We start from the raw sequence: 25,301 nt of genomic DNA on the forward strand, positions 1-25,301 counted from the left end.
GAAATCGTCCGGTACCCGGAGCGGACTGGAACGGGAAGGCCGCCGTCGCGTGAGTACAAGCCAACAGCCAGACCCCAGGGACCGCCCCGCGCGGCTCACCGTAGGCGTCGTCGGCGCCGGTCGTGTGGGCCCCGCGCTGGCCGCGTCCCTCCAGCTCGCCGGGCACCGTCCGGTGGCCGTCTCCGGAGTCTCCGACGCCTCCAGGAGGCGCGCGGCGGAGATGCTCCCCGACGTGCCGCTGGTGCCGCCCGCCGAGGTCCTGGAGCGCGCCGACCTGGTCCTGCTGACCGTCCCGGACGACACGCTGCCCGGCCTGGTGGAGGGGCTCGCCGAGACCGGTGCCGTACGGCCGGGGCAGCTGCTCGTGCACACCTCCGGGCGGTACGGCGCCAAGGTCCTGGATCCCGCCCTGCGCGCGGGTGCGCTGCCGCTGGCCCTGCATCCGGCGATGACCTTCACGGGCACGCATGTGGACGTCCAGCGCCTCGCCGGGTGCTCCTTCGGGGTCACGGCGCCCGAGGAGCTCCGGCTGGCCGCCGAGGCTCTCGTGATCGAGATGGGCGGCGAACCGGAATGGATCGCCGAGGAGATGCGCCCGCTGTACCACGCGGCGCTCGCGCTCGGCGCGAACCACCTGGTCACGCTGGTCGCCCAGGCCATGGAGCTGCTGCGCGAGGCGGGCGTCGCGGCCCCGGACCGGATGCTCGGCCCGCTGCTCGGCGCCGCCCTCGACAACGCCCTGCGCTCCGGCGACGCGGCCCTGACCGGCCCTGTCGCGCGCGGGGACGCCGGTACGGTCGCCGCGCACGTCGCGGAGCTGCGCAAGCACGCCCCGCAGACCGTCGCCGGCTATCTGGCGATGGCCCGCGCGACCGCCGACCGCGCGCTCGCCCACGGGCTGCTGAAGCCGGAGCTCGCCGAGGACCTCCTCGGGGTACTCGCCACCGGGACCAACGGCGCCGAGGGAGACGCCCGATGACCACCACCCTGCTGCGCACCGCCGACGAACTGCACGCACGCACGCGTACCGGCCGCCGCGCCGTGGTGATGACCATGGGCGCCCTGCACGAGGGCCACGCCACGCTGATCCGCACCGCGCGCGAGCTCGCCGGGCCGGACGGCGAGGTCGTCGTCACCGTCTTCGTGAACCCCCTGCAGTTCGGCGCGGGCGAGGACCTCGACCGCTACCCGCGCACCCTGGACGCCGACCTCAAGCTCGCCGGACTGTCCGGCGCGGACGCCGTGTTCGCGCCCTCCGTGGACGAGGTCTACCCCGGCGGCGAACCCCAGGTCCGCATCACCGCGGGCCCCATGGGGGCGCGTCTGGAGGGCGCCTCGCGCCCCGGCCACTTCGACGGCATGCTCACCGTCGTCGCCAAGCTGCTGCACCTCACCCGCCCCGACCTCGCCCTGTACGGCCAGAAGGACGCCCAGCAGCTCGCCCTGATCCGCCGCATGGTGCGGGACCTGAACTTCGGCGTGGAGATCGTCGGCGTGCCCACCGTGCGCGAGGAGGACGGCCTCGCCCTCTCCAGCCGCAACCGCTACCTCTCGCCCGAACAGCGGCGCACGGCGCTCAGCCTCTCCCGCGCGCTGTTCGCGGGCAGCGACCGGCACGCGGCCCAGGAGGCGCTGCGCGCGCGGGCCCGCGAAGTGCCCGCCACGCACGCGCGTGCCGAGGCGCTCAGCGCCATAGGGGAGTCCCGCGCGGCCGCCGACGCGCACGCCGTCGCGAAGGCACTCCCGGGCGCCCCGACGGCCGTCCGCGCGGCCGCCCGGCTGATCCTCGACGACGCAGCGCGGCTGTCGCCGCCGCTCGAACTGGACTACCTGGCCCTCGTCGACCCGTCCGACTTCACCGAGATCGACGACGACTTCACCGGCGAGGCCGTTCTCGCCGTCGCCGCCCGGGTCGGGACGACCCGTCTGATCGACAACATCCCACTCCTATTCGGAACCTCCGGAGCCGCCTCGTGACCAGCACAGGCATACGACTGCACGCGCCCGCCCCCGGGTGGTCCATCGCCGCGGACGTGGTGGTCGTCGGCTCCGGCGTCGCCGGCCTCACCGCCGCCCTGCGCTGCGAGGCCGCCGGCCTGAGGACGGTCGTGGTCACCAAGGCCCGCCTCGACGACGGCTCCACCCGCTGGGCACAGGGCGGCATCGCCGCCGCCCTCGGCGAGGGCGACACCCCCGAACAGCACCTGGACGACACCCTGGTGGCGGGCGCGGGCCTGTGCGACGAGGCCGCCGTACGCATCCTCGTCACCGAGGGCCCGGACGCCGTGCGCCGCCTCATCGCGACCGGCGCGCACTTCGACGAGTCCGAAGAGGGCGACCTGCAGCTCACCCGTGAGGGCGGCCACCACCGCCGGCGCATCGCGCACGCCGGCGGCGACGCGACCGGCGCGGAGATTTCCCGGGCGCTGGTCGAGGCGGCACGCGCGCGTGGTGTGCGCATGATCGAGAACGCGCTCGTGCTGGACCTGCTGACGGACCCCGACGGCCGCACGGCGGGCGTGAGCCTGCACGTCATGGGCGAGGGCCAGCACGACGGCGTGGGCGCCGTGCACGCCCCCGCGGTCGTCCTCGCGACCGGCGGCATGGGCCAGGTGTTCTCCGCGACCACCAACCCCTCGGTGTCCACCGGCGACGGCGTGGCGCTCGCCCTGCGTGCGGGCGCGGAGGTCTCCGACCTGGAGTTCGTGCAGTTCCACCCGACCGTGTTGTTCCTGGGTGCCGACGCGGAGGGCCAGCAGCCGCTGGTCTCCGAGGCCGTGCGGGGCGAGGGCGCGCACCTGGTCGACGCCGACGGCGTGCGTTTCATGCTGGGGCAGCACGAACTGGCCGAGCTCGCCCCCCGGGACATCGTCGCCAAGGGCATCATGCGCCGGATGCAGGAGCAGGACGCCGGGCACATGTTCCTGGACGCCCGGCACTTCGGCGCCGACATGTGGGAGCAGCGCTTCCCGACCATCCTCGCCGCCTGCCGCGCCCACGGCATCGACCCGGTCACCGATCCCATCCCGATCGCCCCGGCGGCCCACTACGCCTCCGGCGGCGTCCGCACGGACTCCCAGGGCCGCACGACCGTCCCCGGCCTGTACGCGTGCGGAGAGGTCGCGTGCACCGGCGTGCACGGCGCCAACCGCCTCGCCTCCAACTCGCTCCTCGAAGGCCTCGTCTACGCCGAGCGCATCGCGGAGGACATCGTCGCCGCGCACGCGGAGAACGGCCTCCACGCGCGCGTGCCCGAACCGGTCGAGCACCCCGAGGTGCCCGCGCACCCGCTCCTCGCCCCCGAGGACCGTTTCGCGATCCAGCGGATCATGACGCACGGAGCGGGCGTCCTGCGCTCCGGCGACTCCCTCGCCAAGGCCGCCGAGCAGCTCCAGCAGCTGCACACCGAGGCCCGCGACTCCCTCGACGAGAACGGCAAGACGTCCGAGCCCGGCGTCGACACCTGGGAGGCCACCAACCTCCTGTGCGTGGCCCGCGTCCTGGTCACCGCCGCCCTGCTGCGCGAGGAGACCCGCGGCTGCCACTGGCGCGAGGACCGCGCCGAGCGCGACGACACCGCGTGGCGGCGCCACATCGTCGTACGGCTCAATCCCGACCGGACGCTGGCCGTACACACCACGGACACCCCAGACTTCCCCCCGACCCGGCAGCAGCACCGTCCCCAGGAGCAGTGACAGAAGTGAGCACCCCCGACCTTCCCCTCGCCTCGACCGGAGGCTGCGGCGACGGCTGTGCCTGCGGCGCGGACGCCGACGCGGAGTACCTGGAGTGCGGGCTCGACCCCGCGCTCGCGCAGCTCCTGTCCGACGCCGGACTCGACCCCGTGGAGGTCGAGGACATCGCCAATGTCGCCATCCAGGAGGACCTGGACCACGGTGTGGACGTGACGACCGTCGCGACCATCCCCGAGGAGGCCGTCGCCACCGCCGACTTCACCGCGCGCGAGGCGGGCGTCGTGGCGGGCCTCAGGGTCGCCGAAGCAGTGATCTCGGTGGTCTGCACGGACGAGTTCGAGGTCGAGCGGCACGTCGAGGACGGCGACCGGGTGGCGGCCGGGCAGAAGCTCCTGTCGGTCACCACGCGCACCCGTGACCTGCTCACCGCCGAGCGCAGCGCGCTCAACCTGGTGTGCCGTCTGTCGGGCATCGCGACCGCCACGCGCGCGTGGACGGACGTTCTCGAGGGCACGAAGGCACGCGTGCGTGACACCCGCAAGACGACGCCTGGGCTGCGCTCCCTGGAGAAGTACGCGGTCCGCTGCGGCGGCGGCGTCAACCACCGCATGTCGCTGTCGGACGCGGCCCTGGTCAAGGACAACCACGTGGTCGCCGCGGGCGGTGTCGCGCAGGCCTTCAAGGCCGTACGGGAGACCTTCCCGGAGGTCCCGATCGAGGTCGAGGTCGACACGCTGCACCAGCTGCGCGAGGTCGTGGACGCCGGCGCCGACCTGATCCTCCTGGACAACTTCACGCCCGGCGAGTGCGAGGAGGCGGTGGCCCTCGTGCACGGCCGCGCAGCCCTGGAGGCGTCGGGCCGGCTCACCCTGGAGAACGCGAAGGCGTACGCCGACACCGGCGTCGACTACCTCGCCGTAGGAGCCCTGACCCACTCCTCGCCGATCCTCGACATCGGCCTCGACCTGCGAGCGGCGGAGTAGGTACCGGCCATGCTGCTGACGATCGACGTAGGGAACACACACACCGTCCTGGGTCTCTTCGACGGGGACGACATCGTCGAGCACTGGCGCATCTCCACGGACGCGCGCCGCACGGCGGACGAGCTGGCGGTGCTGCTGCAGGGCCTGATGGGCATGCACCCGCTGCTCGGCGACGAACTGGGCGACGGCATCGACGGGATCGCGATCTGCGCGACCGTGCCCTCCGTGCTGCACGAGCTGCGTGAGGTGACGCGCCGGTACTACGGCGACGTGCCCGCGGTGCTGGTGGAGCCGGGCGTGAAGACGGGCGTGCCGATCCTGACCGACAACCCCAAGGAGGTCGGCGCCGACCGCATCATCAACGCGGTGGCGGCGGTCGAGCTGTACGGCGGCCCGGCGATCGTCGTGGACTTCGGTACGGCCACGACGTTCGACGCCGTCTCCGCGCGCGGGGAGTACATCGGCGGCGTCATCGCGCCCGGTATCGAGATCTCCGTCGAGGCGCTCGGCGTCCGGGGCGCACAGCTGCGGAAGATCGAGGTGGCCCGGCCGCGGAGCGTGATCGGCAAGAACACGGTCGAGGCGATGCAGTCCGGGATCATCTACGGGTTCGCCGGACAGGTCGACGGGGTCGTGAGCCGCATGGCGCGGGAGCTGGCGGAGGACCCCGACGACGTGACGGTGATCGCGACCGGCGGGCTGGCACCGATGGTGCTGGGCGAGTCGTCGGTGATCGACGAGCACGAGCCGTGGCTGACCCTGGTCGGGCTGCGGCTGGTGTACGAGCGGAACGTGGCGCGCATGTGAGGCGTGCCCCGCGGCGCAACCGGGTGGCTCGGTCGCGCCACACCCACCCCGTATGTCGAAATATGTCGAATTTGTCTGATTAGCGCGTATCGTCGCCGCATGCCCACGCCATACGGATCCCGCGGCGGCATGGCGTTCGGCGTGGAGGAGCTGCGTGTGCTCCGCCGCGCCCTCGCCCTCGCCCTTCAGCCAGGCCCCACTCCTGCCGGGGACGTCCAGGACTGTCTCCGCCTCGCCGAGTCGCTCGACGAGGCGATGCGCGAGGGCGCCAGACTGCGTGCCTTCCTGGTGGCCGACCTCGCGCGCTACCGCGCCGCCCTGCCCGGAACCACCGCCGACTACCTCGTCCTCCTCGAGGAGGCGCTGGGCGCCGGGTACCGCCCGGACCCCGACGACCTCGCCGCCCTCCGGGCGCTGCGCGGCAACCCGGCCGCCTCCGTGCTGCTGGGCCGCTGCCGGATGCTCGCCGAGCAGGACGTACGCGCCCGCCTCGCACGCGATCCGGCCCGCACGGCAGCCCCGACCGTCCCTGCTGCCCGCAACCGCCTCACGGCCCTCCAGGGCGGCCTCAAGGGTGCCGGTGAGCGCCTCGGGCCGGACATCGAGCGGGACCCCGCCAGGAAGCCCGAGAAGAAGCCCGCCGAGAAGCCGGCGGCCCCCAAACCGGCCCCCGCCCCGGCCGCCCCGAAACCGGCCCGTCCGATCCCCACCCCGGGTGAGGTCTTCCCCCGCCGCAAGCCGACCCCGCCGTCCGGCTCCAACCCGCCCCGGCACCTCGCCGCCGGCTGACCGGGCCCGAACCGTCCGGAACCAGCCCAACCCCGCCCCGCCCGTCCTGCCACCCCGTGGCTACCCTGGATGCATGGACTACGTCTCCGCGCTTGTGCCCCCGGTCGTCATGGCCGTGTTCTTCATCGGCGTGATCAGGGTGATCGTGAAGACCCAGGGCGGGGCCAACAAGGCCAAGGAGGACGCGGCCGTCGACGCCGCCATCGCGCACGCGGAAGGGGTCCGGCAGGGCCCCGCCAGGACCGACGGCTGAGTCCCTCCCCGACGGCGCCCCATCGGCGTACGGCTCCCGCGCGCGCCCGCGCCCCCGAGCCGTACGCCCCTTTTGTTGCCGTATGACAGTGAAAGTGCCCGTCCGGGGCGCCAATGGGGAGTTCTCCCACTATTGTGCTGAGGTGTGCCTCGCCCATTGGGAGAACTCGAAGACGCGGTCATGACGCGGGTGTGGAAGTGGAACCGCCCGGTGACCGTTCGAGAAGTCCTGGAAGACCTTCAGCAGGAACGGTCCATCGCGTACACCACGGTGATGACCGTTTTGGACAATCTCCATCAGAAGGGCTGGGTACGCCGCGAGGCGGAAGGCCGGGCCTATCGATATGAGGCGGTCTCCACCAGGGCCGCCTACGCGGCCGCTCTGATGAACGACGCCTGGTCGCAGAGCGACAACCCCGCAGCCGCTCTCGTCGCGTTCTTCGGGATGATGAGCGACGAACAGCGAGGGGCCCTCAGTGACGCCGTACGCATCGTCCAAGGGCCGGAAACGCCTGAAGCCACCACGGATACCGGCAGCGATACCGCCGGCGAGAACCCCGGGTCTGCACAGGAGGACGACGGGCGATAGCGTCCGCTCATGTCAGCAGAGAGTCCCGAAGGTCCCGAAGGCCCCGAAGTCAGCGCTAAAGCCATCACTGTCCGGCGGGCCCGCACCAGCGATGTCCCGGCCGTGCGCCGTCTCCTTGACACGTACGTACGCGGCCGCATCCTGCTCGACAAAGCGACGGTCACCCTTTACGAGGACATCCAGGAGTTCTGGGTCGCAGAACGCGACGACAACGCCGAGGTGGTCGGCTGCGGCGCGCTGCACGTGATGTGGGAAGACCTCGCGGAAGTCCGCACTCTCGCGGTGAAGCCCGGCCTGAAGGGCGCCGGTGTCGGGCACCAGGTGCTGGAGAAGTTGCTGCACACCGCGCGCTGGCTGGGTGTTCGTCGCGTTTTCTGTCTGACCTTCGAAGTGGACTTCTTCGCCAAGCACGGCTTCGTCGAGATCGGCGAGACACCCGTCGACACCGATGTCTACGCGGAGCTACTGCGTTCCTATGACGAAGGCGTAGCAGAGTTCCTGGGTCTCGAACGGGTGAAACCGAACACCTTGGGCAACAGCCGGATGCTTCTGCATCTGTGATCGCCGATCACCGAGACCTATTCCGCCGCCGTTGCCCCGGTTCCCTATGTCCGAAACGCGTATGTTTTCGGACGGAGTGGCTCTCTGCCCGGCAGTCGGCCCCGCACGGGGTCTCGCGCTCGGTCTCTCGCTCAGTCTCTCCAAGGGGTTTGTGTTTTTCCCGCAAAAGCGGTTTGCTTTCCGACGTACTGCAGTACTGCATATAACAGGGGACGGCGAAACGGCGGACGCCGCAGGCCCCCGCCCTCAAGTTATGGATGAAAGGAAATCCGGTGGCACAGAAGGTTCAGGTCCTTCTTGTCGATGACATCGACGGCGGCGAGGCGGACGAGACCGTCACGTTCGCGTTGGACGGCAAGACTTACGAGATCGATCTCACGACCGCCAATGCGGACAAGCTCCGTGGCCTTCTCGAGCCTTACGTGAAGGGTGGTCGTCGTACCGGAGGCCGCGCTTCGGGCGGACGCGGAAAGGCCCGTGCCGCTTCCGGTGGCAGCCAGGACACCGCGCAGATCCGCGCGTGGGCGAAGGAGAACGGTTACGAGGTCAACGACCGCGGCCGCGTCCCCGCGTCCATCCGCGAGGCCTACGAGAAGGCCAACGCCTGATCGCTGGTCTACGGCAGGGCCAACGGCTGGGCGCATGCGCGCCGCAGCCGCAGCCGGTGGCACTGCGTTGCCACCGTGTCCACAAGTCGCACGAGATCGGGGGCGCCCCCACCGCCCCTCACAGCCGACAGCGTCGGCAGCGAGGCCTCGACCGCGCACCCCGGCTCGGGGGGCCGCAGCCATACGGCGGCCCCCTGCACGCCAGAGCGGCCCACCGGCCGTACACCGGCCGACTGCGTTCCGGGCGGCAGCGGCGCGTCCATGACGCAGCCTGCGCCGAGCGCCCTCAGATCGAGCGTCAGCGCGCCCCACTCCAGCCAGTCCAGCAGCCCCGGCAGTTCCTCCGCGCTGCCCGCGGCCACCAGCAGCCGCATCCGGTCCCCCTGTGCGGCCACCGGAGAGGCCGGCGCGAGATGGCGCAGGCCCGCCCGGCCCGCCTCGGCCGGGACGTCCAGGACGTCGAAGCGGTCGCCCACGAGGAGCCGTACCGGAGATCCGGAGCTTCCCGCGCGCGCGGGCACTGTCGCCCAGCCCAGTTCGTTCTCGTAGAACCGGCTGACCCGATCGCCCGGATCGAGCGGCCGACGGGGGAGCGGGACCGTGGAGAGGCTGCCAACCATGCCAAGGGCAACCGCCCGAAGAGCTTGCAAGTTACGCTGGGTGTCCTGGCGGATGCGCAGAGTGCCGAAAAAGGGGGCGTGCGGGGGTGCGGGGTGGCGCAAGGTTGTTCGCCCATAGCGGAGTGAACCGGTGCGCGCGGCATGGAGTGTCAGTCCCAGCGGGTAAGACATCCCTAGTGGGAGGGGGCGACACGCAGGCAAGGTGGTCTCACGTTCGCCATCGGCGTACTGATGGTGAGGGTAACCACCTGGCCTGCGGGAACATCGTCTCGCACCATCGGGTTGGAGCAGATGTCGGCGTCACGGGTCAGGAGGCCATCGACGGTGTCGGCAGTTGGAATGAGCGGTCCCCGCTTGCGGGACTAAGCTGCGGAAGGACAGGGAGGGGAAGTTCCCCCCACTGCCTGACCGCTCTGAGGAGCGATTAACGATGTTCGAGAGGTTCACCGACCGCGCGCGGCGGGTTGTCGTCCTGGCTCAGGAAGAAGCCCGGATGCTCAACCACAACTACATCGGCACCGAGCACATCCTCCTGGGCCTGATCCACGAGGGTGAGGGTGTCGCCGCCAAGGCCCTTGAGAGCCTCGGGATTTCGCTCGAGGCGGTCCGCCAGCAGGTGGAGGAGATCATCGGCCAGGGCCAGCAGGCCCCGTCCGGGCACATCCCCTTCACCCCCCGTGCCAAGAAGGTCCTGGAGCTGTCGCTCCGCGAGGCCCTTCAGCTGGGCCACAACTACATCGGCACGGAGCACATCCTGCTCGGCCTGATCCGTGAGGGCGAGGGCGTCGCCGCCCAGGTCCTGGTCAAGCTGGGCGCAGATCTCAACCGGGTGCGGCAGCAGGTCATCCAGCTGCTCTCCGGTTACCAGGGCAAGGAGACCGCCGGTGCCAGTGGCGGTCCTGCCGAGGGCACTCCCTCCACGTCCCTGGTCCTCGACCAGTTCGGCCGGAACCTCACCCAGGCCGCTCGTGAGTCCAAGCTCGACCCGGTCATCGGGCGCGAGAAGGAGATCGAGCGGGTCATGCAGGTGCTGTCCCGCCGTACCAAGAACAACCCGGTCCTGATCGGTGAGCCCGGTGTCGGCAAGACCGCCGTCGTCGAGGGCCTCGCCCAGGCCATCGTCAAGGGCGAGGTGCCCGAGACCCTCAAGGACAAGCACCTCTACACCCTGGACCTCGGCGCGCTGGTCGCCGGCTCCCGCTACCGCGGTGACTTCGAGGAGCGCCTGAAGAAGGTCCTCAAGGAGATCCGCACCCGCGGCGACATCATCCTGTTCATCGACGAGCTGCACACGCTGGTCGGTGCGGGTGCCGCCGAGGGTGCCATCGACGCGGCTTCGATCCTGAAGCCGATGCTGGCCCGCGGTGAGCTGCAGACCATCGGTGCGACCACGCTGGACGAGTACCGCAAGCACCTGGAGAAGGACGCGGCCCTCGAGCGCCGCTTCCAGCCCATCCAGGTCGCGGAGCCGTCCCTGCCGCACACGATCGAGATCCTCAAGGGTCTGCGCGACCGGTACGAGGCCCACCACCGCGTCTCCATCACCGACGAGGCGCTGGTCCAGGCCGCCACCCTGGCCGACCGGTACATCTCGGACCGCTTCCTGCCGGACAAGGCGATCGACCTGATCGACGAGGCCGGTTCCCGGATGCGCATCCGCCGGATGACCGCTCCGCCGGACCTGCGTGAGTTCGACGAGAAGATCGCGGGCGTGCGCCGCGACAAGGAGTCCGCGATCGACTCGCAGGACTTCGAGAAGGCCGCTTCCCTCCGCGACAAGGAGAAGCAGCTCCTGGCCGCCAAGGCCAAGCGGGAGAAGGAGTGGAAGGCCGGCGACATGGACGTCGTCGCGGAGGTCGACGGCGAGCTGATCGCCGAGGTCCTCGCGACTGCCACCGGCATCCCGGTCTTCAAGCTGACCGAGGAGGAGTCCTCGCGTCTGCTGCGCATGGAGGACGAGCTCCACAAGCGGGTCATCGGCCAGGTCGACGCCGTCAAGGCGCTGTCGAAGGCGATCCGTCGTACGCGCGCGGGCCTCAAGGACCCGAAGCGTCCCGGTGGTTCGTTCATCTTCGCCGGCCCCTCCGGTGTCGGTAAGACCGAACTCTCCAAGGCGCTCGCGGAGTTCCTCTTCGGTGACGAGGACGCGCTGATCTCCCTCGACATGTCGGAGTTCAGCGAGAAGCACACGGTGTCGCGTCTCTTCGGTTCCCCGCCCGGATACGTGGGCTACGAAGAGGGCGGCCAGCTGACCGAGAAGGTCCGCCGCAAGCCGTTCTCGGTCGTCCTCTTCGACGAGGTCGAGAAGGCCCACCCGGACATCTTCAACTCGCTGCTGCAGATCCTGGAGGACGGTCGCCTGACCGACTCCCAGGGCCGGGTCGTGGACTTCAAGAACACGGTCATCATCATGACGACCAACCTCGGCACCCGGGACATCTCCAAGGGCTTCAACCTGGGCTTCGCGGCGCAGGGTGACACCAAGTCCAACTACGAGCGCATGAAGAACAAGGTCTCGGACGAGCTCAAGCAGCACTTCCGCCCCGAGTTCCTCAACCGCGTGGACGACGTGGTCGTCTTCCCGCAGCTGACCCAGGCCGACATCCTCGCGATCGTCGACCTGATGATCAGCAAGGTGGACGAGCGCCTGAAGGACCGGGACATGGGCATCGAGCTCTCCCAGTCCGCCAAGGAGCTGCTGTCGAAGAAGGGTTACGACCCGGTGCTGGGTGCGCGGCCGCTGCGCCGCACCATCCAGCGCGAGATCGAGGACACGCTCTCCGAGAAGATCCTCTTCGGTGAGCTGCGTCCCGGTCACATCGTGGTCGTGGACACCGAGGGCGAGGGCGAGACCCAGACCTTCACCTTCCGCGGCGAGGAGAAGTCGGCGCTGCCCGACGTCCCGCCGATCGAGCAGGCGGCCGGCGGTGCCGGGCCGAACCTGAGCAAGGAGGCGTAAGCCTCACGGCGACGCCAGAAGGGGCCGGTGCTTTCGAGCACCGGCCCCTTCGTCATGCCTGCCCGCGGTTACGACAACTGCCCGTTGTAGTCCGGGAGTTTGAAGGTCTTGTCGGCGTGGCCCCCCGAGAGGTCGGTGGCGCTGTTGCCGATGTTCGCGATGATGTCGTAGCCCTTGTTCTCGATGTCGGCGCGCTGGGCGGTCTTGTAGGCGGCGACGTCCTTGAACAGGTCGAACAGGCCGCGGACGTAGAGACCGGAGACGTCGTAGCCGTCGTGCTCCAGGTTCCACTCGGTGGGCGCGTAGATGATGCCCGGGCGGGCGGTGACGAAGAAGAGCGAGACGCCGTGCTCCTGGGCGTACTGAGCGACGTTCAGGACGGGCTTGTTGGCCGGCTGCGGGAAGCTGAAGCCGAAGTCCGTCTCGAGCGTGGTGTTGTCGATGTCGAAGACGATCGCCTGCTTCCGGCCCGGCTGGGCCGCGGCGATCCGCTCCTTCAGGTACGGCAGGGCCTGGTCCATCACCGTCTGGCAGTCCTTCTGCCAGGTCGCGTAGTCGACGTCCGCCGTGCTCGTCGCCGCGTCGGCGGGGGTGGCCAGGGTCAGGAGGGCAGATGCGGAGACTGCGGTGACCACTGCGCGGAGCGCCCAGGGGCGTCGGCTTGTCATGGGTGGGGGGTCCTCTCACGTCCGTATGCCGTTGTCTTGTGCATGTTCGGCGCCGAGGGTGGCGTGAGGGGAACCGTAGGGTTACTGGGCGGTAAGTGGCCAGAGATGTGCGTCACATGACGGTTGTTTCGTGGAGCGGGTGGATCTTGCTGGGCGGTGACATGACGCACAGGTCATCCGGCCGGTACTAGCGCAGGTAGTGGGCCGCCCGAGGGGAGTGGAAAAGGGTCCCTTTCCTGGAACCTCAGTGGTAATTCTGCCGTCGCGTGTTGATTCGTCCGTTATTGGAGCTGTGTCAAGGAGAGGGAAGTTTTGGGGTGAAGTACTAGCTTCCGTCGTAGATCACAGGTTTTGGGCTTCGTGGGTCCCCGGGTTACCAAGGGATGGTCCATCCGGTGGCCGCTTGTGCGCCGGGTGGTTTTCTCTGCCCCCGTCTCCCCGAGGTTTCCATGTCTTCGCGTGTCACGTCCCGCTCTTCCCGTACGTCCCTGCTGCGCAGCCGTGCGGCTGTCCTGGCCGCCGGTCTGGGAATGTCGGTCGTATTGGGCGCAGGGGTCGCGGCCGCCGCCGATGCCACCTCCGCGTCCAGTGCGGCGAGCGCCGTCAAGGCGCAGGCCGCCGCGCAGGCCAAGGCCGCCGCGAGCGCGAAGAAGGCCGCTCATGCGGCCGCTGCCAAGAAGGCGGCCGCCAAGGCTGCTGCCGCGAAGAAGGCCGCCTCCTGGATGCACCCGGTGAAGAAGTACCGCCTCTCCGCGAGCTTCAACCAGGCCGGCGGCATGTGGCAGTCCACCCACAGCGGGCAGGACTTCGCGGTGGCGAGCGGCACGGACGTCGTCGCCGCGCACGGCGGCACCGTCGTCAAGGCCGGCGGCAACGGCGCCGGTGACGGGCCCGCGTACGGCAACGCCATCGTGATCAGGCACGGCAACGGGACCTACTCGCAGTACGCCCATCTGTCGCGGATCGACGTCAGGATCGGCCAGGTGGTCGCCACCGGCCAGCACATAGCCCGGTCCGGGAACACCGGTAACTCCAGTGGCCCGCACCTGCACTTCGAAATCCGTACGACGGCGAACTACGGGTCGGCCGTCGACCCGGTCGCCTTCCTGCGCTCCAAGGGTGTGACCGTCTGAGGCGCGCTGAGCGCCTAGGACGGGTGTGAGGCCTGGTGCGCCCGCGTCACCAGGTCGGTGGCGACCTCCAGGACCGCCTTGCGCTTGTCCTCGGGGTCGCCCTCGATGTCGTTCAGCGCGAACATCCCGGCATGCAGCGTGAACAGCGCGCTGACGCAGCGCACCTGGTCGATCAGCTCGGCGTCCGGGTCGATGAGGATGTCGCGCATGCCCATCATGCGGTTGCGGAACGTCTCGCCGATGCGCAGTTCCTTCACCGTGCCCTGGTTCTCCTGCATGAAGCGGAAGAGCGGGGTCGCGCCCGCCAGGGTGTCGCTGTAGCGGCGGATGATCTCGTGCTTGGTCTCCAGCGACTGCGGCTGTCGCCTGCCCCACTCGATCAGTTCCACGATCGGCTGCGAGAGGTCGTCGAAGATGCTGACGAGGATCTCTTCCTTCGTCTTGAAGTGGTAGTAGAGCGCCGCCTTGGTGACGTCGAGGTGCTCGGCGATCTCGCGCAACGACGTCTTCTCGTAGCCCTGCTCGGCGAAGAGTTCGAGCGCCACGTCCTGAATGCGCTGGCGGGTGTCTCCGCGGCGCTGCTGCTTGGTGCCGTCCATGGTGCCGCCCATCCTCGCACTCCAGAGAAACTTACTTGACGCCCGGCTAGTTACGGGTCTACCTTCCCAGTGTAGTCAACTAGCCGGGCGGCAAGTAAGTGGCCGGCCGGGGGGAAATACCCAGGGGAGTGGGGACGATGGCGGACACGCAGACGGTCGAGACGAAGCCCGAAAAACAGCCGAAGAGCGTACGGGTCGTGCTGCTCGCGCTCATGATCACCATGATGCTCGCGATGCTCGACAACATGATCGTGGGCACCGCGATGCCGACCATCGTGGGCGACCTCGGCGGACTCGAGCATCTGTCCTGGGTGGTCACGGCGTACACGCTCGCGACCGCCGCCTCCACCCCGATCTGGGGCAAGCTCGGCGACATGTACGGGCGCAAGGGCGCCTTCATGACGTCGATCGTGATCTTCCTGATCGGCTCCGCGCTCAGCGGCATGGCCCAGAACATGGGCGAGCTGATCGGTTTCCGCGCGATCCAGGGACTCGGCGCGGGTGGTCTGATGGTCGGTGTCATGGCGATCATCGGTGACCTGATACCGCCGCGGGAGCGCGGCAAGTACCAGGGCATGATGGCCGGCGTCATGGCGCTCGCGATGATCGGCGGCCCGCTGGTCGGCGGCACCATCACCGACAACTGGGGCTGGCGCTGGTCGTTCTACATCAACCTGCCGCTCGGCGTGGTGTCGCTCGGTCTGATCAGTGCCGTGCTGCACCTGCCGAAGAAGCGGGCCAAGGCGGGCATCGACTACCTCGGTGTCGCGCTGCTGACCGTCGGCATCACCTCGACCGTGCTGGTCACCACCTGGGGCGGTACGGAGTACGCCTGGACGTCCGCGCGGATCATGGAGCTCATCGGGATCGGCGTCGCCGCCCTCATCGGGTTCGTGTTCTGGCAGACGAAGGCCGCGGAGCCGATCGTGCCGCTGCACATCTTCCGCAGCCGCAACTTCACGCTGATGTCGGTCATCGGCTTCATCACCGGCTTCGTGATGTTCGGTGCGACGCTGTACCTGCCGCTGTACCAGCAGTCCGTGCAGGGCGCGTCCGCGACCAACTCCGGGTTGCTGCTGCTGCCGATGCTCGGCGCGATGCTGGTCACCTCGATGGTGGCGGGGCGGGTGACCACCAACACCGGCCGCTACAAGGTCTTCCCGGTCGTCGGCAGCGTCCTGATGAGCGTCGGGCTCTATCTGCTGTCCACGATGGACACCGGCACCTCGCGGTTCACGTCCGGTGTGTTCATGGCGGTCGTGGGGCTCGGCATGGGCTGCCTGATGCAGGTGACCATGCTGGTCGCGCAGAACAGCGTGGAGATGAAGGACATGGGTGTCGCGTCCTCCTCGACCACCCTGTTCCGTACGCTCGGCTCGTCCTTCGGCGTCGCGATCATGGGCGCGCTGTTCAACAACCGGGTCCAGCACGTCATGGCCGAGCGGGCCGGGGGGCTGGGAGCGAAGATCACCGAGAAGTCGGCGGCGCTGGACGCCAAGAGCCTGGCGAAGCTGCCGGTCGAGGTGCGGGACGCGTACCAGCACGCGGTGTCCGCGGGTACGCACTCCGCGTTCCTGCTGGGGGCTGTGGTGGCCGTGGGCGCGCTGGTTGCTGCGGTCTTCGTGAAGGAGGTTGCGCTGCGGGGGACGGGGCCGGCTGCGTCCAAGTCCGGTGACGATGCGGAGGCGGTGGCGCAGGCGCCGGTCGTCGAGGCCGTCTGATCCGCGAGTGAGCTGAAGGCCCCCCCGGTCGGTGTCCGCCCCGGGGGGCCTTCTTCGTGCCTGGGGGGCCTTCTTCGTGTTTCCACGCCCCCGCCGCCCCTACCCGTCCCATCCCCAGGGGCTCCGCCCCTTCGACCCCGCCAGGGGGCTGTGCCCCCTGGACCCCCCATCGGCCTGAACGGCCTCGTCCTCAAACGCCGGACGGGCTGGAAAGCCGTGGTGGCTCGCCTCGTCCTCAAACGCCGGACGGGGTGGAAGATGCCGTGGCGGCTCGCCGCGGGCCTCGCCCCGGCAGCGATGCCGGTCAGGCCGGACCGGAGGAGCGGCTGGTCGCCACCACCCGGCCCCGAAAGCTCCTACGGCAGCATCGGGTAACTGCCCGTGTTCGTCGGCGCATGCTCCGGGAGCCACAGCACTGCCACCGCGCCCTCCGCCGGTACGTGATCCGGTGCGCCCGCCGGGCGTACGTTGCGGAAGGTCAGTCGGGCGCCCAGGACACGTGCCTGCCCGGCGGCGATCGTGAGGCCGAGGCCGTGGCCGTGGCCCGCGCGGTCGGCGCTGCCCGTGCGGAAGCGGCTCGGGCCGTCGGCGAGCAGGTCGGAGGGGAAGCCCGGGCCGTGGTCGCGGACCCGGATGACCCGGCCCTCGACGGTGACCTGGATCGGCGGCTTGCCGTGCCGGGCGGCGTTGGCGAGCAGGTTGACCAGCACGCGTTCCAGGCGGCGCGGGTCGGTCGTGAGCATCGACTCGTGCACCACCCGCACCTCGACGGCCGGGTCCTTGGCCGCCACCCGACGGGCGACGAACTCGCCGAGCACGATGTCCTGCAGCTCCGCCCGCTCGGAGGCGCTGTCGAGACGGGCCACCTCCAGGACGTCCTCGACGAGGGTGCGCATGGCCTTCGCGCGGTCCAGGACCAGCTCGGTCGGGCGGCCGGGCGGGAGCAGCTCGGCCGCCGTCAGCAGACCCGTCACCGGCGTGCGCAGCTCGTGCGCGATGTCGGCGGTGACCCGCCGCTCGGCCTCCAGCCGCTGCCGCAGCGCGTCCGCCATGGCGTCCACCGCGCGCGCGAGATCGTCGGTCTCGTCCCGTATGACCCCGCCGATGGCCTCCCGCACCCGGACGTCGGTCTCGCCCTTGGCGACCTGGTTCGCGGCGGCCGCCGCCTTGCGCAGCCGCCGGGACAGCTGCCCGCCGATCATGACGCCGAGCGCGCTGCCGCAGACCACGACTGCCACGGAGCCGATGACGAGCGCCTGGTCGAGGTCCTTCATCACATTCGTGGAACGGTCCGGCACATGGCTGTGCAGGGACAGCACCCGTCCGTCCTTGGTCGGCACAGCCGCCCAGATGTCCGGCACCCCGCCGTGGTCGGTGACGTCGCTGGCCTTGCGGCCATCCAGGACCTTGTCGCGCATCGCGTCCGGCAGGTCGGGGTCGTCGATCTTGATGTTGGGGAAGTTCGGCCGCCGGTTCAGGTCGTAGTTGCGCTGCGCGATCTCGACGCGCTCATTGGCCAGGTCGCGCGCGTTGTCGAGCATCGAGACCCGGGCCGCGTTGTGCACCACGAGGCTCAGAGTGATCGCCACCAGGCCGGCCACCAGCGCGATCGCCGCGCTGAGCTTCCATCTGAGCCCGGTGTGCAGGCCCGCGCGCTCCATGCGCCGGGCCGGGGAGCGAAGGGTCCGCCGCATGACCGCCACGCTCAGGCCTTCAGCTTGTAGCCGAAGCCGCGGACCGTCTCGATCCGGTCCTGGCCGATCTTCTGCCGCAGCCGCTGCACATGCACGTCGACGACCCGGGTGTCCCCGCCCCAGCCGTAGTCCCAGACACGCTCCAGCAGCTTGTCGCGGGAGAGTACGGTGCCCGGCGCGGAGGAGAACTCCAGCAGCAGGCGCATCTCGGTCGGGGTGAGCGCGACCGGCTGCCCGGCCCGGCGCACCTCCATGCCCTCGGTGTCGACCTCCAGGTCCGCGAAGGTGAGCACGGCACCGGTCACCGGGTCCTCCGCGATCTCGGTCCGGTCGCTGCCGCCCGCATGTCCGAAGCGGCGCAGTACGGCCCGGATCCGCGCGACCAGCACGGCCCCGTCGAACGGCTTGGTCACATAATCGTCGGCGCCCGCCTCCAGGCCGAGGACGACGTCGATGGAGTCGGCGCGCGCCGACAGCATGATCACCGGAACGGTGGACTCGTCCCGGATCCGACGGCACAGGCTGACACCGTCCAGGCCGGGGACCATCACGTCCAGCAGGGCGATGTCGGGGCGGTTGGCCCGGAACGCCTCCAGACCCGACAGGCCGTCGGGCATGGCGGTGACCGCGAAGCCGTCCCGCTCCAGGGCGAGCTGGGTGGCCTCACGGATGACATCGTCGTCCTCGACGAACAGGACGTGGGTCTGCTCTGCCATCCCGTTGCTCTCTGTCCTCGTGGTGTGCGTGTGTGTGTGGGGGGTCAGTGGTCCGGCGCGGGCGTGGGCGTGCCGTCGTCGCCGGAGCTGAGCTCGCTGTAGTCGGTTTCGTGGGTGCTGTGCTGGGCGAACCGGCCCGCTTTCCATCTGTACGTGGTCACGGTCTCCCGGGACGGGTTCGACACCGGGTCGTCCGTGTCGTACACCTGCTTGGCCACGGTCAGGTCGGTGCCGTCGATCTCGGCGTAGACCGGCGACTCCTCCGCCTTGAACACATTCTCGTACGTGCCCTTGACGTCCCGGTACACGTATACACCGATGCCCACCTCGTCACCGCAGCTCCAGACATTGACGAGGACGTCGTTGACCGATTCGCCGGTCAGATAGCCGTAGGTGGCCTTGACCGGGTAGCCGTCGCCGCTGCATGGCTGCAGCTCGCGTTTCACCGCCGGGGAGACCTTCGGGTCCTGCTTGATCAGCGAGGCCGCGTCCACCCGCCGAAAGCCCCCGGACGGGCTGGGTGAGGGGGAGGCGAAGGCACCCTCGATCGCCGATGCGTGTGCCGGGCCCTCGTCCCGGGCACCCGTGCCCCCCTTGCCGCACGCGGTGGTGAAAAGGGCGACGGCGGCGAACACGGCCCCCACCGTGATCACCGCCTGTGAACTGCCTCGGGCCCGTTCGGGCCCGGCCCCGGTCAGGCCGCGCAACGCTCCCGCTCCCCACGCTCCAGCGCGCGTGCGTCCAGATCGCGGCTCTCCAGCTCCTCACGGAGCCGGGCGAGCGCCCGGTGCAGCGTGCTCTTGACCGTTCCGGCCGACATGCCCAGGGCCGCGGCCGTCTCCTCCGTCGACATCTGCTCCCAGTGTCGCAGCACCACGACGCTGCGCTGCTTGGGGGCCAGCACCTTCATGATGTCCATCAGCAGGGCGCGGTCCGCGTGCTGCTCGGTGGAGTCGTCGACCGAGGCGTCCGGCAGCTGCTCGGTGGGGACCTCCTCCAGTTTCCGGGCCCGCCACCACTCGGTCCGCGTGTTGATCATCACGCGGCGCAGGTAGGCGTCCGCGAGGCGCTTGTCCGCGATGCCCTCCCAGCGGCCGTAGGTCCGCACCAGCGCCGTCTGGAGCAGGTCCTGTGCGTCCACCGGGTCCGGGACCAGCCGGCGGGCGCTGCGCAGCAGCGCGTCCTGCCGCGTGCGGACATACTCCTCGAACTCGAGCACCTCGCCCTGCGCCATGTCGAACCGCCTCCCGATCCCCGTTACCGCCGGCTTGATCGCCGTCGGTCTGTTCCGTAACAGCCCGCTTCTGCCGGGCACGCAAATGAAGCTACGGAGGTGTTGTCACGGCACTGTCCGGAGCAGCGCTCGGCTAGCACTCGGCTGTCCGTCGGTTGTGTAACGGACGTAGGAACGGGGTAAACAGGTGCACCGAATCGCTCGGTTATGGGGGGATTGGGTGGGGTGGCGGGGTGTGATGCGGCGTGACGTTACGAGGGGTTACGTCAACGGCAGCCGATACAAACCACCGGACAGTGGCTCCACGAGACCGTCCGCGACGAGCCCGTCGAGCGCCCGCGCGCGCTGCACCGGCTCGTGCCACACCCGGTCGAGAGCCGACTGCGGCACGGGCGCGTGGGCCTCGCGCAGTACGGCGAGCAGCTTGCCGCGCACCTGCCGGTCCGTGCCCGCGTACGTCTGCCCGCGTCGCGGCGGCCCGTCGTGCTCGGGCTTGCCCCCGAGCCGCCAGGCGCACTGCGCGGCGATGGGGCAGCGGTGACAGGTCTCGTTCTTGGCGGTGCAGACGAGCGCGCCCAGCTCCATGGAGGCGGCCGCCCACCGCGCGGCGGTCCGCTCGTCCTCGGGCAACAGGGCGCGGGCGAGCTTGCGTTCGGCGGCGGTGGTCGCGTTCGGCGGGTACTGGACGCCGGTGACGGCGCGCGCGAAGACCCGGCGGACGTTGGTGTCGAGGACGGCGTGGCGCTGCCCGTACGCGAAGGAGGCGACGGCCGCGGCCGTGTACTCGCCGATGCCGGGCAGCGCGAGGAGTTGGGCGTGGTCGGTCGGTACGTCCCCGCCGTGCCGCTCCGTTATGGCCACGGCGGCGCCGTGCAGCCGCAGAGCGCGGCGCGGGTAGCCGAGCCGGCCCCAGGCGCGGACCGCCTCGCCGGGCGCCTCCCGGGCCAGGTCGGCGGGGCGCGGCCAGCGGGCCAGCCACTGCTCGTAGACGGGCAGCACGCGGCTGACCGGCGTCTGCTGCAGCATGAACTCGCTGACCATCACGCCCCAGGGGCCGGCTTCCGGGAGCCGCCACGGCAGATCGCGGGCGTGCTCGTCGAACCAGTCGATGACGGGGGCGTGGAGGTCCTCGCCGAGAGGGGAGCCGGCAAGGGCGTCGGCCGGGCCGTCGGCGGGGCTGCTGTGCGGGGGCTTCGTGGGCGCAGTCATGGCGCTTCCGATCCTGCCATGGCCCCGGTCGGTTGGGCCGCCGTCCCGCGCGCGGTGCGTCGTGCGGACCGGAATGATGATCCGGAAAAGTTGACGAACCGGCGGCGGGTGGGGCCGGGGAACCGCCCGATCTCTCGTACAGTTTGCGCCGTGGGATCTCTGCGCAATCCTGTCGGGCCGCTCCCCTCCTCCATCTACTGGCGACGGAGGGTCGTACTCGTGTCTGTGGTCGCCTTGTTGGCGCTGCTGATCACTTGGATCGTCCTGTCGGGCGGTGGCGGCGGCAAGAAGGACGACGGGGCGAACGGCAACACTCCCGCGCCCACGATCACTGCGGGGCCGTCGAGTTCGGGTCCCGCGATCAGCCAAGCGCCGGGCGGTCGTGACGAGTCGAGCGGCGGGGGCTCCAGCGGGTCGGATTCCGGGGGCAGTTCGGGGTCCGGTTCCGGCTCGGACTCCGGATCCGGGGGCTCCGACGGGGCCGCCGGCGGCGGTACGGCCGGTGTCGGCTCCGGTATCGGGGTCGGCCGGGGCGACACGATTCCGGCGAGTTCCACGATCCCCAACTGCACGACGAGCTCCGTGAAATTGTCCGTGCGCAGCCTGCGCAACACGTATTCCCCCGGTCAGACGCCCACGCTGCTGCTGACCGCCGCGAACACCTCGGGCTTCGACTGCAAGATCGATCTCGGGCCGAAGAGCGCGGTGTTGACGATCACCCAGGCGGGCGGCCACAGCAACTACTGGTCCTCCGCGGACTGCCCCCAGGGCTCCGGGAACCTGGTGTTCCGGGTGCCCAACCGCAGCAGTATCACCTACACCGTGAAGTGGGACCGGAAGCCGAGCGCTCCCGAGTGTGCGACGCCTGCGGCGGGGTCTGCCGGGGCCGGCACGTATCTGGTGGAGGCGGCGGCGCCCGGGTTCGGGAAGGTGCAGGCGTCCTTTGTGCTGTCGGCCGACTGAGCAGGGCCTCTGCGGGCTGTCCAGGACGGTCGGGAAAGGGGACACCCCCGGTCTCGACGAGGCCGGGGGTGTCTCTTCACTGTGGTGTGAACTGAGGTTCAGCTCCAGTGCTGGGCGGAGTTCGTGGAGGCGCCTCGCCTGTCGGTGTAGACCACTCCGGTGCCCCCCGTGTCGAGGACGAGCCCGGTGGCCTTGTCCTTGAGGACCCAGCCGGTGGACTCGTGGATCTCGTACCACTTCTGGTAGTCGCCACCGTTGCAGTCGAGAAGGTACACGTCACCGTCGCTGTTGCTGTCGAGGCACTTCCCGTTGCCAGTGAACTTCATCAAGTAGGTGCCGTCGGACTGCCTGTACTCGGTCCAGTGGGTGGAGTAGCCACTGGCGGAAACCAGACGGACGCGGGAGTTGTTGTACGCCAGGTTCCCGTCGGTCCAGTTGTTCTTCCAGGTGACCGGGTTGCCGGCGGCGAATGCCTGCCCTGAGCCCGCAAGGGTCAACGCTGGGGCGAGAACCGCCGCCGCAATGAACGTTCCTATGAGGCGCTTCTTCATGTAGTTCCCCCTGAGAGTTCGAATAGAGAATCGAACACAATGGTCGGCGTCACGCTATCTCGCATGATCACCCCACGCAACGGTATTTGGGTCAACCGGGGGGAAGTGCACAGGAGTTGGGCACCTGGCCAGGAACTCAGACGTAGCGCTCCAGAATGGAGGACTCGGCCAGCCGCGACAGACCTTCCCGAACGCTTCGGGCTCGGGCCTCGCCCACGCCGTCGACCGTCTGCAGGTCGTCGACGCTTGCGGCGAGCAGTTTCTGCAGGCCCCCGAAGTGCTCCACGAGACGGTCGATGATGGCGCCCGGGAGGCGCGGCACCTTGGCAAGGAGGCGGAAGCCGCGGGGCGAGACCGCCGAGTCGAGTGCCTCCGGCGAGCCCGTGTAGCCCAGCGCCCTTGCCACCGTGGGCAGTTCGAGGAGCTCGGCGTGGGTGAGGGCGTCCAGCTCGTAGAGGGCCTCGTCGACCGTGCGGGAGCGCTTGGCCGTGGGCTCGGGAACGTAGTCCCGGACGACCAGCTCGCGCTCGGGCTCCACGCCCGCGATCAACTCGTCGAGCTGCAGGGCGAGGAGGCGCCCGTCGGTGCCCAGTTCGACCACGTATTCGGCGATTTCGGTGGCGATGCGGCGCACCATTTCCAGGCGCTGGGCCACGGCCGACACGTCGCGGACCGTCACCAGGTCCTCGATCTCCAGCGCCGACAGTGTGCCCGCGACCTCGTCCAGGCGGAGCTTGTAGCGCTCCAGGGTCGCGAGGGCCTGGTTGGCGCGGGACAGGATCGCCGCGGAGTCCTCCAGGACACGGCGCTGGCCGTCGACGTACAGGGCGATCAGGCGCATCGACTGCGAGACGGAGACGACCGGGAAGCCGACCTGCTTGGAGATCCGGTCCGCGGTGCGGTGCCGGGTGCCCGTCTCCTCGGTCGGGATCGTCGCGTCGGGCACGAACTGCACGCCCGCCCGCAGGATCTTCGACAGGTCGGAGGAGAGCACGATGCCGCCGTCGAGCTTGCACAGCTCGCGCAGGCGTGTGGCCGTGAACTCGACGTCCAGCACGAAACCGCCGGTACACATGGTTTCGACGGTCCTGTCGAAGCCGAGCACGATGAGACCGCCGGTGTTGCCGCGGAGTACCCGCTCGAGCCCGTCGCGCAGGCCCGTGCCGGGAGCCACAGCGCTCAGCGAGGCGCGCATCAGGCCATCGGCACCGGAACTCCCGCCGGACTTTCCGGGAGCTGCCGCCCGGTCGTTGGCTGCCACTGCACTCCTCCGGTCGCAGGTTCTGGGGCGCCCCCGTGTCGCACATTCTGTTCGTACGGACGGGCGAGACCTGGGCAAAGTCTACCGGCGGTCCTCCTCGTCCCGTGGGGCCTCTCGGCGACGGGAGCGTGGAAGGACTCTCAGAGCGTCCCCTATGTCGGCGACTTCCAGGACCTTCATGCCGGGAGGGATCTTGCCGGGGTCGCCCGGAACGAGCGCGTGTGTGAAGCCCAGGCGGTGTGCCTCGGAGAGCCGGCGCTGGACGCCCGTGACCCGTCTGACCTCGCCTGCGAGGCCGACCTCGCCGATCGCGACCAGGTTCTTCGGCAGCGGGGTGTCGCTCGCCGCAGACGCCAGCGCAAGGGCGACGGCGAGGTCGGCGGCGGGCTCGGAGAGCTTCACCCCGCCGACCGTCGCGGAGTAGATGTCCCGCTTGCCGAGGGCTCTGATCCGGCCGCGCTGCTCCAGGACGGCGAGCATCATCGAGACGCGGGAGGTCTCCAGCCCCGAGGTCGTACGGCGCGGGGAGGGGATCTGCGAGTCGACGGTGAGCGCCTGGACCTCGGCGACCAGGGGGCGGCGGCCCTCCAGGGTGACCGTCAGACAGGTGCCCGGGACCGGTTCGTCACGTCTGGTCAGGAAGAGGCCGCTCGGGTCGGCGAGGCCCGTGATGCCCTCGTCGTGCAGTTCGAAGCAGCCGACCTCGTCCGTCGCGCCGTAGCGGTTCTTGACGCCGCGGACCAGCCGGAGGCGCGCGTGCCGGTCGCCCTCGAAGCTCAGGACGACGTCCACGAGGTGCTCCAGGAGCCGGGGCCCGGCGATGGCCCCGTCCTTGGTGACATGGCCCACAAGGAGGGTGGACATCCCGCGTTCCTTGGAGGCGCGGATGAGCGCGCCTGCCACCTCGCGCACCTGCGCCATGCCGCCGGGGGCGCCGTCGATCTCCGGGGAGGCCACGGTCTGCACGGAGTCGAGGATGAGGAGCGACGGCTTCACCGCGTCCAAGTGGCCGAGGACGGCGGCCAGGTCGGTCTCGGCGGCGAGATACAGATGGTCGTCGATGGCCCTGATGCGGTCGGCGCGCAGCCGCACCTGGCTCGCCGACTCCTCACCCGTGACATACAGCGTGCGGTGCTCGTCGCTCGCCGACTTCGCCGCCACGTCCAGCAGCAGCGTCGACTTGCCGACCCCGGGCTCGCCCGCCAGCAGCACCACCGCACCGGGCACGAGCCCGCCCCCGAGCACCCGGTCCAGCTCGGGCACACCGGTCGAGCGGGCGGTGGCCTGGCGCCCGTCGACCTGGCCGATGGGCACCGCGGAGGTGGTGACGCGCCCCGGTGCCGTCGTACGGACCGCGGGCGCGCCGTACTCCTCGATCGTTCCCCATGCCTGGCACTCGGGGCAGCGACCGAGCCACTTGGCCGTCTGCCAGCCGCACTCCGTGCAGCGGTAGGACGGGCGGTCCTTGGTGGACTTGGTACGGGCAGCCATGCCGAGAACCGTAACCGAGCCCACTGACAACGCCGTCTCTGCGGCGACCCCGAGCTCCTCCCTCCCCGCCGCACGCCGACCGGGCACATGATCCGACACTCCGCGAACCGGCCACCGCCGTCGGTAACCAGCCATGGAACAAGCGGTTCCTGTCCCCGATTGAGGGATCGTTTCACCCGTATGGATTAAAAGTGCTCA

Annotated in this window: 25 protein-coding genes; 14 read left to right on the forward strand and 11 right to left on the reverse strand. The window is 70.1% G+C overall.

Annotated elements, in window-relative coordinates:
* Positions 1-49 precede the first annotated feature (49 nt).
* The 10 genes from EDD92_RS26670 to EDD92_RS26715 all read left to right on the forward strand — a co-directional run bounded on the left by EDD92_RS26670 (position 50) and on the right by EDD92_RS26715 (position 8,284).
* The gene (locus EDD92_RS26670) at positions 50-979 is read left to right on the forward strand and encodes a Rossmann-like and DUF2520 domain-containing protein (protein ID WP_123966670.1); all 930 of its coding nucleotides are present in this window, start codon (positions 50-52) and stop codon (positions 977-979) included.
* Positions 976-1,977: a pantoate--beta-alanine ligase gene (gene panC, locus EDD92_RS26675; RefSeq protein WP_123966672.1), complete on the forward strand. Its 1,002-nt coding sequence runs from the start codon at positions 976-978 to the stop codon at positions 1,975-1,977. The genes EDD92_RS26670 and panC overlap by 4 nt, the downstream gene beginning before the upstream one ends.
* Positions 1,974-3,695, forward strand: coding sequence for an L-aspartate oxidase (locus EDD92_RS26680; RefSeq protein WP_123966674.1), 1,722 nt, complete (start codon positions 1,974-1,976; stop codon positions 3,693-3,695). Before panC ends, EDD92_RS26680 begins: the two co-directional genes overlap by 4 nt.
* A gap of 5 nt (positions 3,696-3,700) precedes the next feature.
* Positions 3,701-4,678, forward strand: coding sequence for a carboxylating nicotinate-nucleotide diphosphorylase (nadC, locus tag EDD92_RS26685; protein WP_123966676.1), 978 nt, complete (start codon positions 3,701-3,703; stop codon positions 4,676-4,678).
* Positions 4,679-4,687: 9 nt separating this feature from the next.
* Positions 4,688-5,485 carry a type III pantothenate kinase gene (locus tag EDD92_RS26690; RefSeq protein ID WP_030942637.1) on the forward strand — a complete coding sequence of 266 codons (798 nt, stop codon included), beginning with the start codon at positions 4,688-4,690 and terminating at the stop codon, positions 5,483-5,485.
* A gap of 129 nt (positions 5,486-5,614) precedes the next feature.
* Positions 5,615-6,274 carry a hypothetical protein gene (locus tag EDD92_RS26695; protein ID WP_123970564.1) on the forward strand — a complete coding sequence of 220 codons (660 nt, stop codon included), beginning with the start codon at positions 5,615-5,617 and terminating at the stop codon, positions 6,272-6,274.
* Between the two features lie 73 nt (positions 6,275-6,347).
* Positions 6,348-6,527, forward strand: a complete 180-nt coding sequence (locus tag EDD92_RS26700) for a hypothetical protein (protein WP_123966678.1) — start codon at positions 6,348-6,350, stop codon at positions 6,525-6,527.
* A gap of 180 nt (positions 6,528-6,707) precedes the next feature.
* Positions 6,708-7,115, forward strand: coding sequence for a BlaI/MecI/CopY family transcriptional regulator (locus EDD92_RS26705; RefSeq protein ID WP_399184122.1), 408 nt, complete (start codon positions 6,708-6,710; stop codon positions 7,113-7,115).
* Positions 7,116-7,124: 9 nt separating this feature from the next.
* Complete coding sequence (locus EDD92_RS26710; protein ID WP_123966682.1) at positions 7,125-7,676, forward strand: amino-acid N-acetyltransferase; 552 nt, start codon at positions 7,125-7,127, stop codon at positions 7,674-7,676.
* A gap of 272 nt (positions 7,677-7,948) precedes the next feature.
* The gene (locus EDD92_RS26715; RefSeq protein WP_030942666.1) at positions 7,949-8,284 is read left to right on the forward strand and encodes an Lsr2 family protein; all 336 of its coding nucleotides are present in this window, start codon (positions 7,949-7,951) and stop codon (positions 8,282-8,284) included.
* Positions 8,285-8,292: 8 nt separating this feature from the next.
* Here the strand turns inward: EDD92_RS26715 and EDD92_RS26720 are convergent, their stop codons facing one another.
* Entirely contained in the window at positions 8,293-8,904 is a 612-nt protein-coding gene (locus tag EDD92_RS26720) for an SCO3374 family protein (protein WP_123966684.1), read from the reverse strand.
* Positions 8,905-9,334: 430 nt separating this feature from the next.
* On the opposite strand from EDD92_RS26720, the gene EDD92_RS26730 reads away from it, so the two are divergent.
* On the forward strand, positions 9,335-11,863 hold the full coding sequence (locus EDD92_RS26730) for an ATP-dependent Clp protease ATP-binding subunit (RefSeq protein ID WP_123966686.1): 2,529 nt from the start codon (positions 9,335-9,337) through the stop codon (positions 11,861-11,863).
* A 68-nt stretch (positions 11,864-11,931) separates the two neighbouring features.
* On the opposite strand, the gene EDD92_RS26735 is transcribed toward EDD92_RS26730, so the two are convergent.
* Positions 11,932-12,531 (reverse strand): HAD family acid phosphatase, encoded by a 600-nt coding sequence (locus tag EDD92_RS26735; RefSeq protein ID WP_123966688.1) that lies wholly within the window; start codon positions 12,529-12,531, stop codon positions 11,932-11,934.
* A gap of 449 nt (positions 12,532-12,980) precedes the next feature.
* Here EDD92_RS26735 and EDD92_RS26740 point away from each other — a divergent pair, with 449 nt between their 5' ends.
* The gene (locus tag EDD92_RS26740) at positions 12,981-13,664 is read left to right on the forward strand and encodes a M23 family metallopeptidase (RefSeq protein WP_123966690.1); all 684 of its coding nucleotides are present in this window, start codon (positions 12,981-12,983) and stop codon (positions 13,662-13,664) included.
* A 14-nt stretch (positions 13,665-13,678) separates the two neighbouring features.
* Here EDD92_RS26740 and EDD92_RS26745 read toward each other — a convergent pair whose 3' ends face one another.
* Complete coding sequence (locus EDD92_RS26745; RefSeq protein ID WP_123966692.1) at positions 13,679-14,275, reverse strand: TetR/AcrR family transcriptional regulator; 597 nt, start codon at positions 14,273-14,275, stop codon at positions 13,679-13,681.
* A gap of 125 nt (positions 14,276-14,400) precedes the next feature.
* Between EDD92_RS26745 and EDD92_RS26750 the strand changes: the two genes are divergently transcribed.
* Positions 14,401-15,984, forward strand: coding sequence for an MDR family MFS transporter (locus tag EDD92_RS26750; protein ID WP_123966694.1), 1,584 nt, complete (start codon positions 14,401-14,403; stop codon positions 15,982-15,984).
* A gap of 356 nt (positions 15,985-16,340) precedes the next feature.
* Here the strand turns inward: EDD92_RS26750 and cseC are convergent, their stop codons facing one another.
* The 5 genes from cseC to EDD92_RS26775 all read right to left on the reverse strand — a co-directional run bounded on the left by cseC (position 16,341) and on the right by EDD92_RS26775 (position 20,837).
* Positions 16,341-17,678 (reverse strand): two-component system sensor histidine kinase CseC, encoded by a 1,338-nt coding sequence (gene cseC, locus EDD92_RS26755; RefSeq protein WP_123966696.1) that lies wholly within the window; start codon positions 17,676-17,678, stop codon positions 16,341-16,343.
* A gap of 11 nt (positions 17,679-17,689) precedes the next feature.
* Complete coding sequence (cseB, locus tag EDD92_RS26760; RefSeq protein ID WP_123966698.1) at positions 17,690-18,394, reverse strand: two-component system response regulator CseB; 705 nt, start codon at positions 18,392-18,394, stop codon at positions 17,690-17,692.
* 44 nt (positions 18,395-18,438) lie between these two features.
* Entirely contained in the window at positions 18,439-19,101 is a 663-nt protein-coding gene (locus tag EDD92_RS26765; protein ID WP_185124137.1) for a hypothetical protein, read from the reverse strand.
* Entirely contained in the window at positions 19,089-19,628 is a 540-nt protein-coding gene (locus EDD92_RS26770) for a SigE family RNA polymerase sigma factor (RefSeq protein ID WP_123966700.1), read from the reverse strand. The genes EDD92_RS26765 and EDD92_RS26770 overlap by 13 nt, the downstream gene beginning before the upstream one ends.
* 261 nt (positions 19,629-19,889) lie before the next feature.
* Positions 19,890-20,837, reverse strand: a complete 948-nt coding sequence (locus EDD92_RS26775; protein ID WP_123966702.1) for an A/G-specific adenine glycosylase — start codon at positions 20,835-20,837, stop codon at positions 19,890-19,892.
* 150 nt (positions 20,838-20,987) lie between these two features.
* Between EDD92_RS26775 and EDD92_RS26780 the strand changes: the two genes are divergently transcribed.
* Positions 20,988-21,800, forward strand: coding sequence for a hypothetical protein (locus EDD92_RS26780; protein WP_185124138.1), 813 nt, complete (start codon positions 20,988-20,990; stop codon positions 21,798-21,800).
* Between the two features lie 98 nt (positions 21,801-21,898).
* Here EDD92_RS26780 and EDD92_RS26785 read toward each other — a convergent pair whose 3' ends face one another.
* The 3 genes from EDD92_RS26785 to radA all read right to left on the reverse strand — a co-directional run bounded on the left by EDD92_RS26785 (position 21,899) and on the right by radA (position 25,103).
* A complete protein-coding gene (locus EDD92_RS26785) occupies positions 21,899-22,351 on the reverse strand; it encodes an RICIN domain-containing protein (RefSeq protein ID WP_123966704.1) in 453 nt (150 codons plus the stop codon).
* Positions 22,352-22,487: 136 nt separating this feature from the next.
* Positions 22,488-23,612, reverse strand: a complete 1,125-nt coding sequence (disA, locus tag EDD92_RS26790) for a DNA integrity scanning diadenylate cyclase DisA (protein WP_123966706.1) — start codon at positions 23,610-23,612, stop codon at positions 22,488-22,490.
* An 81-nt stretch (positions 23,613-23,693) separates the two neighbouring features.
* Complete coding sequence (gene radA / locus EDD92_RS26795) at positions 23,694-25,103, reverse strand: DNA repair protein RadA (RefSeq protein WP_123966707.1); 1,410 nt, start codon at positions 25,101-25,103, stop codon at positions 23,694-23,696.
* Positions 25,104-25,301: the final 198 nt, after the last annotated feature.

Origin of the sequence: Streptomyces sp. TLI_185, assembly GCF_003814765.1 — a bacterium.
Taxonomy (GTDB): Bacteria; Actinomycetota; Actinomycetes; order Streptomycetales; family Streptomycetaceae; genus Streptomyces.